A 17,379-nucleotide genomic window follows, 5' to 3' on the forward strand; every position below is an offset into this window, starting at 1 on the left:
GTTATGGTATTAATAGTGATAGTTATTAGGGTTCATTATGAGTTTAGAATCTTAGTACACTTTCATCCTGAGATTCTTCGGCAATTTCAGATTCAAACAGAGCATCAAACTCTTTAAAATCTAATGAATCGCTTAATCCAAAATCGGAAGGGGTTAGTTCTCGGTCTTCTTTACTAATACAGTGTTCGATAAGCTGGGTTAAATATTCTACATACTTATCTGCCAGATTTTGAACGGTCTCTGATTGGTATTGTGCTTCGGAGTAATCCCAGGAAATTCTAAGTTCATTGGCCACAATAATCGCTTTTACAATAAATTTTTCTTCCAGTATAGAAGTTGGGCTGATATGATCTCCCGCATATTCCGGAGCTGATGAAAAGACTGCACTTTGATTCAGAACATTATCGATTTGTCCCAAATAATTAAAGACAACATCCCATCCGCAATCTTTTAAAGAATGGCGTATTTCTTCAGACGAGTGTAAATAACGCAAACAACCGTAGCCCATTCCTTTGGTTGGAATCCTGCGCAATGCTTCTTTTACCGATTTAACAATATCGCCTTCCGTTTCGGCATTTTCTTTTGACAGAATCACCGGATATTTATTGGTAAACCATCCTGTAGTACCGCTAACATCTATGTCTTTCAGTACATTTTCTCTTCCGTGGCCTTCAAATCCTAATGCCAGTCGTTTTGTTCCCAGAACATCTTCAAAAGTCATTTGAAGTGCGCTTAACATCAAATCGTTGATTTCTGTATTATAAGCTGAGTTGGCATCTTTCAACAGGTGTTTGGTATATTCCTGATTTAGAATTCCGATCTGAGTTTTCTTCGTTTGTCTGGTAGGCTTATTGGCCGAAAAATCGGTTGGAAGCGGCGTATAGTCGCTATTAATTTGCTGCCAGTACTCTAACTGAGATTCTATTTCTTCGGTCTCTGCAAAGTTTTTCAACTTATTGATCCAGTCTCTGAACGAATTGTTTTTGTTTTCCAGATACAGCTTTTCGTCTGTTGTTTCTTCTGTCAGCAGTGTTTCCAGATCGTCGATGATAAACCTCCAGGAAACTCCGTCTACCGCTAAGTGGTGTGATACCATGAAAAATCGGTTGTAGGGTACAGCGTCCGGTGTTTCAATAAGAACAAAACGCGCTAAATCTCCCTTTTCAATATCCAATGATTGTTGGTATTTTGCACAAATTGCCGTCACAGCTTCTGCAATATTCTTTTCGTCATCGATCGTTTCTGTTCGATAGAAATTAACCGATTCTCCGTAAAACTGTTTCCATTCTTCCTGTCCCTGAACGATCTCTTTTTTGTATATTGATCGAAGTGAATCATGGCGTTTGGCTATTAATTCAACCGTTTTTTCGAGTTTTTCTTTCGGGATCTTTTTATCGATGCTCAATAAAACGGCCTGATTGAAATGCGACAATACGGCTTCATTTCTTTCAAAAAACCATTGCTGAATTGGGGATAGAGATACTTCTCCTTCTAAAATTCCCTGCTCGGCGGTACTAAACTCCTTGCTATTTCGTTCTGCAGCAACCGCCAGTTCTGCGATGGTTTGATAGTCAAACAAATCCTGAACCTGAACCTGATAGCCTTTTTTCTTGGCACGGCTTACTACCTGAATGACAATGATAGAGTCACCTCCGAGTTCAAAGAAATTATCCGTCACTCCTATTTCGTCAACATTAAGCAGGTTTTGCCAAATGGTAACCAAATCCTCTTCTGCTTTTGTGGTTGGTGCTACATATGTACGTCCTGTTGCAGCTGTAGGCTCCGGCAATGCTTTTCTGTCGATTTTTCCGTTTGAAGTAAGCGGCATCTGATCCAGTACAACATACACCTGAGGAACCATATAATCCGGAACAACTCCTGATAGATAGGTTTTCAAATCAGATTCTGAATACCCTTCTTCAACAACCAGATAACTTACCAAGCGTTTAACTCCTGCAGCGTCTTCTCTAAAAGAAACTTCATTCTGTACAACACCAGGATAACCTTGTATCACACGACTGATTTCTTTTAACTCTACACGGTATCCACGAATCTTGACCTGATCGTCTACACGGCCTAAAAATTCAATCTCCCCTAAAGAATTTCTGCGAACTAAGTCTCCTGTTCGGTATAAAACAGCGCTTTTACCTGCTACAAATGGGTTGGCAATAAATTTCTCCTGCGTTAAATCCTCACGATTCAGATAACCTTTCGAGATTCCTTTACCTCCCAGTAATAATTCTCCTGAGACTCCAATTGGACATAGCGACAGATCACTGCTTACGATATAAGCTTCACTGTCTGAGAATAACTTACCAACCGGAATGGTAACGTAATCAAAAGCAGGATCTACTTTGTGCAATAATTTTCCAATCGTACTCTCGGTAGGACCATAATGGTTTACAATCATCACATTTGAATCTTGTGCCGCGATCTCTTTTACATAAGACACCTGAAGTACGTCTCCACCAAATATTATAGTACGTTCCGGCAATAACAAATCAGTATCGATGCGTAAAGCTTGCCAGTGACTTGGTACTATTTTGATACAATCAATTGGGTTAGCGTTAAAATATGCTTGTAATTTAACCCCATCCATTAAAGTATCTTTATTGAATAAGTGCAAACATCCTCCGCTTAATAGAGAACCGTACAATACGGTATTTCCTAAATCGGCAGAAAGTGAAGACATTAAGCCGAAACTTTTGTTGGCACTGATCGCAATCTTAGCTTCTAATCCTTCGTAATAGTCTACCAAATTCTTGTGACTTACCTGAACTCCTTTTGGCTGACCTGTGGTTCCTGAAGTATATACGACATAAGCAGTCGTCTCCTCTGTTGCCAATGTTGAGAAGGTAACCTCCTGCGGAAGTGCCTGGATATCGGCATATTGAATATCGATAGAAAATATCGGAACTGAAAAATCAATTACATCAAATAAACTGCCGGATTCGATTAACAAACATTTTACATTGGCTTCCTGTACCATGTACAACTGGCGCTCTTTTGGTAAGGAAAGATCAATTGGAACATAACCTGCTCCTGATTTTAAAATAGATACCATCGCCAATAAAGACCAGTTTGAAGTATCCATCATCATGGCGATCAAATCCCCCTGTTTTAAATCATACGTTTGTTGATAGTAATACGCCAATTTGGTAGCAGCTTCATCCAGCTCTTTGTACGTCATACGGCTATCATTATAAACAAATGCAATCGCATCCGGTGTTTTGGCTACCTGCGCATCAAAGTGAGACAATACAGTTCCTTTTCCTGATAATGTATACTCAGGTGTGTTATAATCAACTAAAAGTGCCTGCTCTTCTTCGGCGCTAAGCATGGCCAGATTTCCTATTGATGAAGTATCGTCTGCTAAAATAGTGTCCAGCAAATTCTCATAATGAGATCGGAAACCTGTAATCGTAGACGAATTGAAAAGTGCGCTGCAATAGTTGAATGAAAAAGAAATTCCTTCCGGACTGTCTTCTGCAAAAATGGTCAGATCGAACTTCGAAATGTCATAATCCATTGGCACAGACTCAATCGTTATATCACTAAATTCAGCAATTTTAGCTTCCGGATTGTTGTTTAAAACAAACAATACCTGGAATAAAGAACTTCTGCTTTTATCTCTGGCTTTCTCTACACGATCGACTACTTTTTCAAACGGAACTGCGATATGATTGTACGCTTCTAAAGTGGTTTGTTTTACCGATTTCAGCACTTCATTAAATGTTGGATTACCGGATAAATCAGTACGTAGTGCCAAAGTGTTGACAAAGAATCCAATCATCGATTCTAATTCCTGCTGCGGACGATTGGCTACCGTAGTTCCAACACAGATATCAGACTGACCGCTGTAACGGTACAATGCTACTTTGTAAACACTTAGTAATAACATGAATAAAGTTACGCCCTCTTCTTTGGCATAAGCTCGTAAAGCCTCACTGCGATCGCGATCTAATTTAAAGTTTATGTAGTCTCCTATACTGCTTTGAACAGCCGGTCTTGCATAATCTGTTGGAAGTGCAGAAGGTGCTACTCCTGTTAATTTAGACTCCCAATACTCTAATTTCTCCGCCAGATAATCTCCGGAAACCTCAGAACGCTGCCAAACGGAATAGTCGGTGTATTGGAAACTAAGTGCTGGCAATACCGCCTCTTTTCCTTCTGCATAGGAAGCATATAATGTTTTAAATTCATTAACGATAAGTGATGTCGACCATCCGTCTGTTGCTATATGATGACGAACCAATAATAAAATATGCTCTTCCTCTGATACCTTGATAATTGTAGCACGTAACATATAATCTTTAGACAGATCAAAAGAACGGCTTATTTCGTCTTTGATAAAAGCTTTCTGATCGGCTACAGAAGTAAGAACAGTAAGATTCCAATGCTCTGAAGGCTGAACTTTTTGATACGCTATTCCTTCTTTTTCTAAGTAAATAGTACGCAATGCCTCATGACGCTCTACAATTGTTTTTAAAGCTTGTGACAGATAATCAGTATTAAGAGCTCCTTTTAAGTTTAATAATACCGGTACGTGATAATTCTCACTTCCTTTTAATTTATCAATAAACCATAAACGTTCCTGAGCATAAGACAATGGAATGTCTGCAGGCAAGTCTTGTTTGACAACTAACGGAAGTGCAAGCGTATTGTCCTGACTTTCGATAAAAGAAGCCAAAGCAGCAATATTAGTATGGTCGAATATATCGGTAATATTGATGGCAACATTAAGTGTCGTTTTAATCGCTGATAGTAAACGAACGGCAAGCAAAGAATGTCCTCCTAATTCAAAGAAATCATCCGTAACTCCTATCTGTTCTACATTCAATAAATCCTGCCAGATCGCAACCAGACCTTTTTCGGTTTCCGTTTCAGCTGCAACATATACACGTCCTTCTGTAACTGTAGGCTCCGGCAATGCTTTTCTGTCGATTTTTCCGTTTGAAGTCAATGGCATCTGATCCAGTACAACATACACCTGAGGAACCATATAATCCGGAACAACTCCTGAAAGATACGATTTCAAATCAGATTCTGAATACCCTTCTTCAACAACCAGATAACTTACCAATCGTTTAACTCCTGTAGCGTCTTCTTTGAATAAAACCTCATTCTGTACAATTCCGGAGTACCCCTGAATTACACGACTGATTTCTTTTAACTCTACACGGTATCCACGAATCTTCACCTGATCGTCTACACGGCCTAAAAATTCGATTTCTCCCAATGAATTTCTACGAACTAAGTCTCCCGTTCTATATAAAACAGCGCTTTTACCTGCTGCAAATGGATTGGCGATAAATTTCTCCTGCGTTAAATCTTCACGATTCAGATAACCTTTCGAGATTCCTTTACCTCCCAGTAATAATTCTCCTGAGACTCCAATTGGACATAACGACATATCGCTGCTTACAATATAAGCTTCACTGTCTGAGAACAACTTCCCAACCGGAATGGTAACGTAATCAAAAGCAGGATCTACCTGGTGCAATAATTTTCCAATCGTACTCTCAGTAGGACCGTAATGGTTAACAATCATCACATTTGAATCTTGTGCTGCGATTTCTTTTACATAAGACACCTGAAGTACGTCTCCTCCAAATATTATAGTACGTGCCGGCAGCAATAACTTGTTATTTATGCTCAGCGCCTGCCAGTGGCTTGGTACTATTTTGATACAATCAATTGGGTTGGCGTTAAAGTATGCTTGTAATTTAACCCCATCCATTAAAGTATCTTTATTGAATAAGTGCAAACAGCCTCCGCTTAATAAAGAACCGTACAATACGGTATTTCCTAAATCGGCAGAAAGTGAAGACATTAATCCGAAGCTTTTATTAGCACTGATCGAAATCTTAGCTTCTAATCCTTCGTAATAATCTACCAAATTCTTGTGACTTACCTGAACTCCTTTTGGCTGACCTGTGGTTCCTGAAGTGTACACCACATAAGCTGTAGTATCTTCTGTTGCCAATGTTGAGAAGGTAACCTCCTGCGGAAGTGCCTGGATATCGGCATACTGAATATCGATAGAAAATACAGGAACTGAAAAATCAATTACATCAAATAAACTCGAAGATTCAATAAGCAAACATTTTACATTGGCTTCCTGTACCATGTACAACTGGCGCTCTTTTGGTAATGAAAGATCAATCGGAACATAACCTGCTCCTGATTTTAGAATGGATACCATCGCCAATAAAGACCAGTTTGAAGTATCCATCATCATGGCGATCAAATCACCCTGTTTTAAATCATACGTTTGTTGATAGTAGTATGCTAATTTAGTAGAAGCTTCATCCAGCTCTTTGTACGTCATACGGCTATCATTGTAAACAAATGCAATCGCATCCGGAGTTTTGGCTACCTGCGCTTCAAAGTGAGATAATACCGTTCCTTTTCCTGATAATACATACTCAGGTGTGTTATACTCAACTAAAAGTGCCTGCTCTTCTTCGGCGCTAAGCATGGCCAGATTTCCTATAGCTGAGGTACCGTTTTCTAAAATAGCAGTCAATAAATTCTCATAATGTGATCTTAAACCTGATACGGTTGCAGCACTGAAAAGATCTGTACAATAGTTGAATGAAAAAGAGATTCCTTCCGCACTGTCTTCTGCAAAAATGGTCAGATCGTATTTGGCAATATTATAATTCATTGCCATTGGTTCGATGGTAATATCACTAAATTCAGCAACTTTTGCCTCCGGGTTGTTGTTTAAAACAAACAATACCTGGAATAAAGAACTTCTGCTTTTATCTCTTGTTTTCTCTACGCGATCTACTACTTTTTCAAATGGAACTGCGATATGATTGTACGCTTCTAAAGTGGTTTGTTTTACCGATTTCAGAACTTCATTAAACGATGGATTACCGGATAAATCAGTACGAAGGGCTAAAGCATTGACAAAGAATCCAATCATCGATTCTAATTCCTGCTGCGGACGATTGGCAACTGTGGTTCCGATACAAATATCAGACTGACCGCTGTAACGGTACAATAATACTTTATAAACACTCGATAATAGCATGAATAAGGTTACGCCCTGCTCTTTCGCATAAGCTCTCAAAGCCTCACTTTGATCGCTGTCTAACTTTAAACTGATATGGTTCCCGCGACTGCTTTGAACAGCCGGTCTTGCATAATCTGTTGGAAGTGCAGAAGGTGCTACTCCTGTTAATTTAGACTCCCAATACTCTAATTTTTCTGCTAATACCTCTTCAGACAATTCTGTACGCTGCCAAACGGAATAGTCTGTATATTGAAAGTTAAGCACTGGTAAATTAGCTTCTTTTCCTGTTGCATAAGAAGCGTATAATTCTTTGAATTCTTTAACGATTATAGATTCAGACCATCCGTCTGTTGCAATATGATGGCGTACCAATACTAAAATATGTTCTGCATCTGATACCTTGATAATCGTAGCACGTAACATATAATCTTTCGATAAATCAAATGGTTTGTTTATCTCTTCGGCTGTAAATTCTTTATAATCTGCCACTCCCGAAACAACATTCAACTCCCAACGGTCTGAGGATTGTACCACTTGATAAGCAACACCTTCTTTTTCTATAAATATAGTACGGAGTGCCTCATGACGCTCTACAATTGTTTTTAAAGCTTGTGAAAGATAATCAGTATTAAGAGTTCCTTTTAGAGTTAATACCGTAGGCATATGATAATGTTCACTGCCTTTTAATTTATCTATAAACCATAAACGTTCCTGAGCATAAGACAATGGAATATCTGCAGGTAAGTCTTGTTTACTTACCAAAGAAAATGTTGAGGCAGTATCTTGTTTTTCTATAAAAGAAGCCAGCTCTGAGATCGTCGGATTACCAAATACGTTTGTAATGGTAAGACCAACGTTCATTACTTTCTTTATTGCCGATATTAAACGTACTGCTAATAGAGAATGTCCTCCCAGTTCAAAGAAATTATCGGTAATACCAATTTGCGCTACATTTAGCAGATTCTGCCAGATGGCAACCAATTCCTCTTCTGTTTTTGTTCCTGGCGCTACATATTCATATTCTCTGCTAAATGCTGGATCCGGTAATGCTTTTCTGTTTACTTTACCATTTGATGTCAATGGAATTTCATCCAGTTGTACCATTATTCCCGGAATCATATACCCCGGAATGTGTTCTTTTAAATAAGCAACAAGATCTTCTTTTGTTTTATTCTCTTTAAAAACTACATAGGCTACCAATTCATTTACTCCGTAAGCATCTTCTTTCGCAATAACAACTCCCTGATGTACAAACGGACAGCTGTTGATAACGGTATCCAATTCTCCCAATTCAATTCTGTACCCTCTGATTTTTACCTGGCTGTCTTCTCTTCCCAAGTATTCTATAGTACCATCCTGAAGCCACTTTGCATTATCACCGGTTCTGTATAATTTTCCTTCCCCAAAAGGATTTTGCACAAATCGGTAAGCATTAAGTTCAGGAAGATTGATGTATTCTCTGGCTACCTGAACACCACCTATGTACAGTTCTCCTGTAACACCTTTAGGCAGTATGTTCATTTCGCTGTCCAGAATATAAATCTGAGTGTTTGCCACGGGAACTCCTATCGTAACACGTTTTAAATCGACCGCATTAAAAGGAACAATCCAGCTTGTCACATCGATCGAAGCCTCTGTAGGTCCGTATAAATTGCTCAAAACAACATTTGGCAATACTTTTTGAAAGTCTTCTACCTGGCTTATTTTTAAAGCCTCTCCACTACATACCACATTTTTCAGACTGCTGCATTTAGAAACATCAATATCCAGTAAAAATGCACTTAACATAGAAGGTACAAAGTGAATCATTGTTACCCCGTGTGCTGCAATCAACTCTCTTAAATAATCGCTGTCTTTATGTCCTTCCGGTTTTGGAATTACTAATTTACACCCTGCCAATAATGGAAGGAAGAACTCCCAAACCGATACATCAAAACAGAAAGTAGTTTTTTGTATCAATACATCGTTAGCCGTTAAATTATAATACTCCTTCGCCCATAACAGACGGTTCACCAAACCTCTTTGTTCGTTCACAACTCCTTTAGGATTTCCCGTAGATCCTGAAGTGTAAATTACATAAGCCGCATTTGTAACCGGTATTGCTACAGCTAGATTAGTTTTGGACTGATTGACAAGTACTGAATCCTGTTGATCAAGATTAAGTATCGTAGTACCTTCCAGAAAATTAACTTTGTTGATACTGTCGTTATTTACCAATACCACTTCTGCTTTAGTATCTTTAATAATGTACTCTATTCTTTCAACCGGGTAATGAGGATCAATAGGTGCATAAGCTCCTCCGGATTTCATAATACCCAACATTCCAATAACCATTTCAAAAGAACGTTCCATACACAATCCTACTATAGATTCTGTTGTAACATTGATACTGCGTAAATAATGAGCCACCTGATTGGCTTTTTCATTTAAAGCTGCATAAGTCATTTCTTCTCCTTCAAAAGCCAAAGCAACTCCTTCCGGATTATTAGCAACTTGTTCTTCAATGAGGTCTATAAGCGTAAGATCAACAGGGTAATTCGTTGCCGTAGCATTAAAATCCTGTACTAATTCTTTTTCTTCTTCCTGACTGATGTAGGTTAGTTTTCCAATAGGAGTTTCCGGTTGAAATAATACTTCTTCCAGAATTTGTTTATAGTGTCGTATTAATCCTTCGATCATTTGATATTCGTACACCTCGGTATTATAAGCAACATCTAAAACAAGGTGCTCTCCGGCTTCTCTGAAATTAAGCTCTACATCAAATTTTGAAACTGTTTCTCCTAAATCAAGAATTGCATCGGTTTTTGATGTTGGTATTTCGATCGTCACCTCATTTGCTGATGTATTCTGAAGCACTAACAAAACATCAAACACACTGCTTCTTCCTGCATCTCTTTTTATGTTTAAGTTTTCTACTAAACTGTCAAAAGGATACATCTGATGGTTAAACGCCTCCAGTGTCTGTTCTTTAATTCTCTTGTAAATCGAAGTAAAATTCTCCCCGGCCTCCACAGTATTGCGCAAGGCAAGAGTATTTACATAAAAACCAATCTGATTGGCTAAATCTGCATGGTCACGTCCTGCTACCGGACTACCTATAATAATATCTGTATCTGAAGTATATTTATGAAACAGAACATTGATCGTGGTTAGTAAACTAATAAAAGTACTGCCATTGTTCTCTTTTGTAAAATGCTGAAGCATCGCTGTTGTTTCCTTAGAAATATAAGCTCTTAAACTTCTTCCTTTATGTGTTTTCACAGAAGGACGACGTTTTTCTGAAGGAAGATCCAGGATTGGTAACTCACCCGAAAGACTTTCCATCCAATACGCTTTATCCTTGGTAGAAACCGCTGAATTTATCTGTACTGCCTGCCAGTTTGCATAATCTTTATATTGAATGGCAAGAGGTGCAAGATCAGGAGTAATCCCTTTTACAAAAGACTCATAAAATGCAAATACATCTTTTGATAATACATTCATCGACCAGCCGTCACCTATAATGTGGTGCATGTTGTAATAAAAAACATAAGTATCCTCTTCAGTCTGTAATAAACTTAGACGAAATAATGGTCCTTTTTCTAAATCAAACGGAACGAATGAATCTTCTTTGATATAACCGGATACACTGGCATCTTTATCTGCAACATTTCTGAAATCAACATAAGACAGCCCGAAGTTTACGTCTGTTGTTGGCTGCACGTACTGTCTCACATCACCGTTTTCATCCATTTTGAAAGTAGTACGCAAGATCTCGTGACGCTCTATAGTAGCGATTATCGCTTTTTGAAAGTATCCTATATCATAATTACCTTTTAAAATGGTACGCATAGGCATATTGTACACCTCAGACCCTCCTTCAAACTGACTTAAAGTCCAAAGACGGCGCTGTCCGGCCGATACTTCGTAACTTTCAGATTCAGAAACCGCAGAAATTGACTCAAAATTAAATTTCGCACTGTTTTTACTGCTTTTAAGTAAGGCGATAAGACGATCTTTATTGGTTGAAATATCATTTTTATCCTCTGCAGTAAGAGCTGCTGTATTTCCTGTTACTCTTAAATTTTCTTCTGAATCATCAAGAAAAATTTGTACTTCTTTATGGGATAAGCCGGTAATTATTGATTTGATATCTTTCATCGTAATAGTGTTTTCTAAATGCTTTATTTTTGAATTAATAACTGATATATTTAAAATAACCTATGTACAACACCAAACACATTGTTCTAAAAGACAATGTGTTGTGATGATTTACCAGGTAGTAAAACTAGATTTTGATGTGGTAAAAAAGGATTGAGATAAGAGATCTTTTACACTTTACAACAAGTACAAAAATCACTTTAATGATTAGCTCCATTATATAGGAGGCGATAATCTAATTGAAAAGAAAATCTAAAACCTATGCCTTTGCAAATACGTTTTCTTCCGGATTGGATAAATACGACAAAGGTATTATGGCTGATATATTCTGGCGCAATGAACTTAATCGTACGCTGATTCTGTGCTGATTGTCAACTCTGAAAACTTCACATTCCAAACCTGATAGTTCGCCATGTTCGATTTTAAGTTTATCGCCTATTTTTGGCAGTGCCGATTCGACTTGAACATCGGTCATATCTTTTCCCTGGGTAAAGAGTTTGATATAAGCGATTTCTTCTTCGGAAACTTTGCCGTATTCTTTGCCGAAAGACAAGTAGGAACAACCGCTCTCTACATTTAAAGCATCATGAAAGTCTTTGTTGTTTCTAATGTTTACAAAAACATAACTGGGAAATAAGGGAATTTCAATTTTCTTGGTTCGGTCACTCCATTGTCTAATGCTGGTGGCCATAGGTAAAAAAGCTTCTAATTTTTTTTCCATTAATTCTTTGTAGACTTTACTCTCATGTCTGTACTTTACGTAAAGAACATGCCAACCTTGTTTTCGATCCATATTATTTGGTTTTTTTCGTCACCGGACATAGCTGCGCTATTACCAGTCACATGGTTATTTTTTTTAGATACGTTTTTTGGTTTAATAGCTTTACCTTTTTTACTCTAAAGTAATTTTGGTAATAATGTTTTTGTTGGAACTCTCAAGGTAAATTTTGATGCCTTTTGAGTGTGTGTAAAAATCTGAAAGTTGCGAATACAACTACTTATTTTTACTGAAGTAAATTTACAATATAGGTTTTCAAATTCTACTACACCAAAGTGTAGTTCAATTGGTTAGCGTTAAATACTACCTTATTGGGTAGTTTATAGTTTACAGAAGAAAGCTCAAAATCTTCCGGTGTAACCAAATGTTTGTTCTCGTTGTAAAAAGTAATAAGACCATTATAGGACATCGATACAGGTATTGTTTCTGATCCCAGGTATTCGATTGATTTACCCACAATTTTTGCTTTGATACCCATTAGGGTTAGTACGCGAAGCAGTTTAGCGTCGATTTCGGCAAAGGCCATATTGTCTTTGTGTTTGCAAACCGGTGCAATGGCACAAACCAATAGTTTTTTTAGAAGGTTAACATCACGAACGCCTTTTTTAATGGCAAAACGTCCAATGTGCCAGATTTCATTGATGGCATCTCCTTCTGCACATAAGAAAGGATTGATCCCAAACATTTTTTGAATGGGAAGCGGAGTAATGAAGTCCCATTTTAGAACTCTGATGGTACCGGTAAAGTCTCCCAATTCGTTTTTGAATGCGAATATTTTGGAGTTTTCAAGGAAGTTCATTTCTTCTTTGTAAACGGCATCAATATCTTTTTGATAGTGGCCCGGAAAAACTTCATTAGAGTGGTGATTGAAGTTTTCTGTGACTACAAATTTGGACATACGAAAGATGTCATTTTGACTAATTGCTGTGTGGTGGTTTTTGGCGAGTTTCATAGTATTTGTTTTCTCCAAAACTATCACCACAATTTACGCTTCATATTACACAAAATACTAGTTTACAGTATTTTAATTAAAAACTACCCTTAAGTGTAGTTTTTAAAAATGAACTTTAGAAGAAAAAAAATGGCCAAAAACCCAAATATCATTTTTATTGAAATGAAGTTAAATTCGTATAGAAATAAAATTAATTTAACATCATATCTCCAATTTTTCCTATATTCACAACCTGTTAAAAAACTATTAAAATATGGTAATTGAAAACGACTTTTTTTCCTCAAACAACACCGTTCAAAAGATCTCTGAAGATGAGAAAGGAAGACTGGGAAATTATTTAGAACTGGTCAAAGCATTTGCCAGAACAACTTACAGTAGTATTTATATTATTGATTACGAAAAAAAAGGGTTTGAGTATGTATCCGAAAATCCATTATTCTTGTGTGATCACACTCCGGCAGAGGTTCAGGAACTCGGATATGCCTTTTATTTTAAGTATGTGGTCAAAGAAGATCTGGATTTATTACTAAAAATCAATACCATAGGTTTTGACTTCTATCAAAATATTCCTGTAGAAGAACGTCTGAATCATACCATCTCCTATGACTTTAGATTGAAGAATCCCAATGGAAAGACTTTTTTGGTGAATCAAAAACTGACTCCTGTTTTCCTGACCAATGATGGAAAAATCTGGAAATCGATTTGTATTATCTCACTTTCTTCTGAATTGCAGTCGGGGAATATCAAAATTTATAAAAAGGGAGAAAATAAGATCTTCAGTTATGACCTTGAGGGGGATTTTTGGAAGGTGCTGAAAAAGATAGAACTGACCAGCCGTGAGAAGGAGGTTTTGCAATATTCTATAAGGGGTTTTACCATTGCCAACATGGCCGAAAGTATGTTTGTATCGGCTGATACGATTAAGTTTCACAAAAGAAAGTTGTTCACCAAACTGGGGGTAGGAAATATTGCTGAAGCCATCGCTTATGCCACCAGTAATAAACTGATATAATATTCTTTTATTCCTTATAAAAACTATGTTTCTATGCGTGGAGTATTTTCACGCAGATTTTTTCTGCGACTATGGTTTAAACACATAGAAACATAGACTTTACAGCCTAAAATAAGGCGTTTCACTTTTAATAAAACGCAGAGCGTTATAATAGAGCAATGTGTTTCTATGAGACACTCTTTACTCTTTACTCTTTACACATCTCTTAAAATCTATGTATCCATGTGTTGAATATTTTTCACGCAGATTTGGCAGATTGTGCAGATTTTTGAAATTATACTCTGTAGCTATGCTTTAACCGAAAATATAAACAGTGCTATTACGGAATTCACCATTAAAATGCAGTGTGATTATACCTACATTATTCCGGGAACCACTTTCCCTATAGATGTGTCAGTATTATTGGTAACTCCAACCACACTGACTGTTGCTGATCATGGAAAAGATATAGCCGATATGATCGCCGAAGGAATAAACAGCTGGATGAAAACCAATAATCCGCAAACCAATGCAGGAACATTTGCTTTCATCTTAACCGCTTATTCCGTAACCGATAGTTATGCGCCGATATTACAACAAGTTAAATCATTAATTAATACAATACTTCATAAAAAAAGCAGGATGCTCAGAACATCCTGCTTTATAATTTCAACATCAATTTATAACTATCTTTTATAATAAGCAACAATACTTGCTTTTGCTAAAGTCTGATTCCATAAATTAAACCCTACAATAGCCGGATTGGTATTTTCATCAAGTCCTAATTTATCCGTTTTAAGAGCATAAACAGTAATGATGTATTGATGAAATCCATGGCCTTCCGGCGGACAAGGGCCCCCAAATCCTTTTATTCCATAATCTGTAATGCTTTGAACAGCACCTTTTATCGGAAATTTATCTTTAGCCCCCGCATTAGTTACCAGTTCGTTTACATCTGAAGGAATATCAAATACAATCCAGTGCCAAAATCCACTTCCCGTTGGCGCATCTGGATCATACATGGTCACAGCGAAACTTTTTGTTCCGGCTGGCGCATTTTTCCAAAGCAACTGAGGAGATTGATTCTCTCCGGCACAGCCAAATCCTTTAAACTCTTGTACTTTAGTAAGCTCACCTCCCAAATCTTTACTGGTTAGTGTAAAAGTCTTCTGTCCGAAAATTGTTGTGGTAAAAATTAAGGACATTATCAAAATTGCATTTACTTTTTTCATTTTTTTATGGTTTAAGATTTTAAACAAATCTAACCCTGAAAATAAAAAGTAAATGGGGACAAAGGCTCAAAAACTATAGCCAAAAGCTCACTTTTTCTGTGCCTGTTTTGGTGTTACTCCATATTTTGACTTATAAGCCTGAGTAAAACTGGATAAGCTTTCATAACCTGCTTCAAAATAAACTTCTGAAGCACTTTTTTGCTCCTGATGAAGTAAATAATGAGCAAACTCCAGCCTTTTATGCTGAAACCATTTAATGGGTGATTCCGAATAATGTTTTTCAAATTCCCTTTTAAAAGTCGAAACACTCATATTACACAAAAAAGACAACTCCTTTAATGACAATTTACTAAGATGACTACTTTCAATAATCTGAAAAAACTTTTGTGAAGAATCATCGCTGTTTACTGTTAAAGAATACAAAAACTCTGTACCGTACATCCCCATCAAGTAAAGCATTAACTCTTCAAACTTAATTTCCAACAACTTATTTTTAATCTCAATCGAAAGTTTTGAAATATCTACCAAACTATCTACAAACCGCTTAAGAAACACATCATATTCAAAAGCGCGCACAGACTTACATTCTTCAGCTTCCTCCTTTCTCCATTCCATTTTTCTAATAAATCGCAGCAGAATTTCATTCGAAAAAAATAAAACGACACTTCTATAGTTAGACGAATCCGAAAGCTTCTCCGTCATTAAGCAATGTCCCGATTTCATAATAAGAAACTTCGAAGCATCGATCGATACAGCCGAATTATCAAAAACAACCTCCTTTGTGCCTTCAATTAAAAAACTAAATACATTCTGATTCAGAATAATTTGCTGTTTAGAAATCCTTTTCGAACTAGTATAATCATAGACGGTAATCAATCTTGATTGATCAAGACTTAACTCGTCAGGAAGCGTTAGTACATTCATAGTAACAAAAAAAGAAATAAATTTTAATCGTACAGTTAACTAATTCTGCATGAGTCGCAGATAGGAAATTTAACTTCTTACGACAATTACAAACAAGCTGTAAATATAAACTTTTCCACGCTCTCATTCCTCTACTGATTTAAGAGTTTTTAAGTAAATGCTCAATTAATCTTATTACCAATTTCTTCATGAGTTCAATCAAAAATAAATTCGTATTTTTAATTACAAACGAATGTTCTAAATCACTAATTCTAAAATTATGCGTTATAGTATTGCCATTCTTGCCTTTTTACTGCTGACCTCATGCAAAAACGAATCTAAAACCGATTCATTATCCAACTACTTTACTTACAGTAAGAAATCAGAAGTAGAATCGGCAGGCGTCAGGATGATACCCATAAAAACCCCTGTTGGAGAATTTAAAGTTTGGACAAAACGTTTTGGAAACAATCCAAAAATAAAAATACTGTTGCTTCATGGAGGCCCTGCAATGACGCACGAGTATATGGAATGCTTTGAGACATTCTTTCAACGCGAAGGATTTGAGTTCTACGAATACGATCAGTTAGGATCTTATTATAGCGATCAGCCAAAAGACAGCAGCTTATGGACTACAAAACGTTTTGTAGAAGAAGTAGAACAAGTACGCAAAGCGATCGGTGCCGATCACAACAATTTTTACGTCCTTGGGAACTCATGGGGTGGAATTTTAGCCATGGAATATGCCCTTAAATATCAACAAAACATGAAAGGTTTACTCGTATCCAACATGATGGCCAGTGCCCCGGATTACGGAAAATATGCCGATGAAGTACTTTCAAAACAAATGAAACCGGAAGTACTGGCAGAAATCAGAGCCCTTGAAGCCAAAAAAGATTTCAGCAACCCACGGTATATGGAATTACTTATTCCAAATTTTTATCAAAAACACTTATGCAGACTAAAAGAATGGCCGGACGGCCTCAATCGTGCCAGCAAACATATCAATAGTGAAATCTACAGCTTAATGCAGGGACCTAGTGAATTTGGAATCAGTGGTCGTTTAGCCAATTGGGATATTAAAAATCGCTTGCATGAAATTATAATTCCAACCTTAATGATTGGCGCAAAATACGATACAATGGATCCAAAAGCAATGGAAGAACAAAGCAAATTAGTCAAAAAAGGACGTTACCTCTATTGCCCAAACGGAAGTCATCTCGCCATGTGGGACGATCAAAAAATCTTCATGAATGGAGTAATTCAGTTTATAAACGATGTCGACAACAAAGTTTTTCAATAACAAACTAAATTCCAACCTATTAAAGACAACAATTAGTATGGCGTTCCCCTTTGGGT

General features: G+C 37.0%; 8 protein-coding genes. 3 read left to right on the forward strand and 5 right to left on the reverse strand.

The window, feature by feature from the left end; translation table 11 throughout:
• Nucleotides 1-43: 43 nt before the first annotated feature.
• The 3 genes from B0A80_RS09835 to B0A80_RS09845 all read right to left on the reverse strand — a co-directional run bounded on the left by B0A80_RS09835 (nucleotide 44) and on the right by B0A80_RS09845 (nucleotide 12,840).
• A complete protein-coding gene (locus tag B0A80_RS09835; RefSeq protein WP_089077181.1) occupies nucleotides 44-11,164 on the reverse strand; it encodes a non-ribosomal peptide synthetase in 11,121 nt (3,706 codons plus the stop codon).
• Nucleotides 11,165-11,423: 259 nt separating this feature from the next.
• Nucleotides 11,424-11,957, reverse strand: a complete 534-nt coding sequence (locus tag B0A80_RS09840) for a UpxY family transcription antiterminator (RefSeq protein ID WP_089077182.1) — start codon at nucleotides 11,955-11,957, stop codon at nucleotides 11,424-11,426.
• Nucleotides 11,958-12,207: 250 nt separating this feature from the next.
• On the reverse strand, nucleotides 12,208-12,840 hold the full coding sequence (locus tag B0A80_RS09845; RefSeq protein WP_124020465.1) for a hypothetical protein: 633 nt from the start codon (nucleotides 12,838-12,840) through the stop codon (nucleotides 12,208-12,210).
• Between the two features lie 307 nt (nucleotides 12,841-13,147).
• Between B0A80_RS09845 and B0A80_RS09850 the strand changes: the two genes are divergently transcribed.
• Both B0A80_RS09850 and B0A80_RS09855 read left to right on the forward strand, forming a co-directional pair.
• Nucleotides 13,148-13,906 carry a response regulator transcription factor gene (locus B0A80_RS09850; RefSeq protein WP_089077184.1) on the forward strand — a complete coding sequence of 253 codons (759 nt, stop codon included), beginning with the start codon at nucleotides 13,148-13,150 and terminating at the stop codon, nucleotides 13,904-13,906.
• Between the two features lie 258 nt (nucleotides 13,907-14,164).
• On the forward strand, nucleotides 14,165-14,584 hold the full coding sequence (locus B0A80_RS09855; RefSeq protein ID WP_089077185.1) for a hypothetical protein: 420 nt from the start codon (nucleotides 14,165-14,167) through the stop codon (nucleotides 14,582-14,584).
• Here the strand turns inward: B0A80_RS09855 and B0A80_RS09860 are convergent.
• Both B0A80_RS09860 and B0A80_RS09865 read right to left on the reverse strand, forming a co-directional pair.
• Nucleotides 14,572-15,117 (reverse strand): YbhB/YbcL family Raf kinase inhibitor-like protein, encoded by a 546-nt coding sequence (locus tag B0A80_RS09860; protein WP_089077186.1) that lies wholly within the window; start codon nucleotides 15,115-15,117, stop codon nucleotides 14,572-14,574. The genes B0A80_RS09855 and B0A80_RS09860 overlap by 13 nt on opposite strands.
• A gap of 87 nt (nucleotides 15,118-15,204) precedes the next feature.
• Nucleotides 15,205-16,041, reverse strand: a complete 837-nt coding sequence (locus tag B0A80_RS09865; RefSeq protein ID WP_089077187.1) for a helix-turn-helix domain-containing protein — start codon at nucleotides 16,039-16,041, stop codon at nucleotides 15,205-15,207.
• Between the two features lie 259 nt (nucleotides 16,042-16,300).
• On the opposite strand from B0A80_RS09865, the gene B0A80_RS09870 reads away from it, so the two are divergent.
• Complete coding sequence (locus B0A80_RS09870; RefSeq protein ID WP_089077188.1) at nucleotides 16,301-17,323, forward strand: proline-specific peptidase family protein; 1,023 nt, start codon at nucleotides 16,301-16,303, stop codon at nucleotides 17,321-17,323.
• The last annotated feature ends 56 nt before the right edge of the window (nucleotides 17,324-17,379 follow it).

Source organism: Flavobacterium tructae (genome assembly GCF_002217475.1).
In the GTDB taxonomy this organism is placed as follows: domain Bacteria; phylum Bacteroidota; class Bacteroidia; order Flavobacteriales; family Flavobacteriaceae; genus Flavobacterium; species Flavobacterium tructae.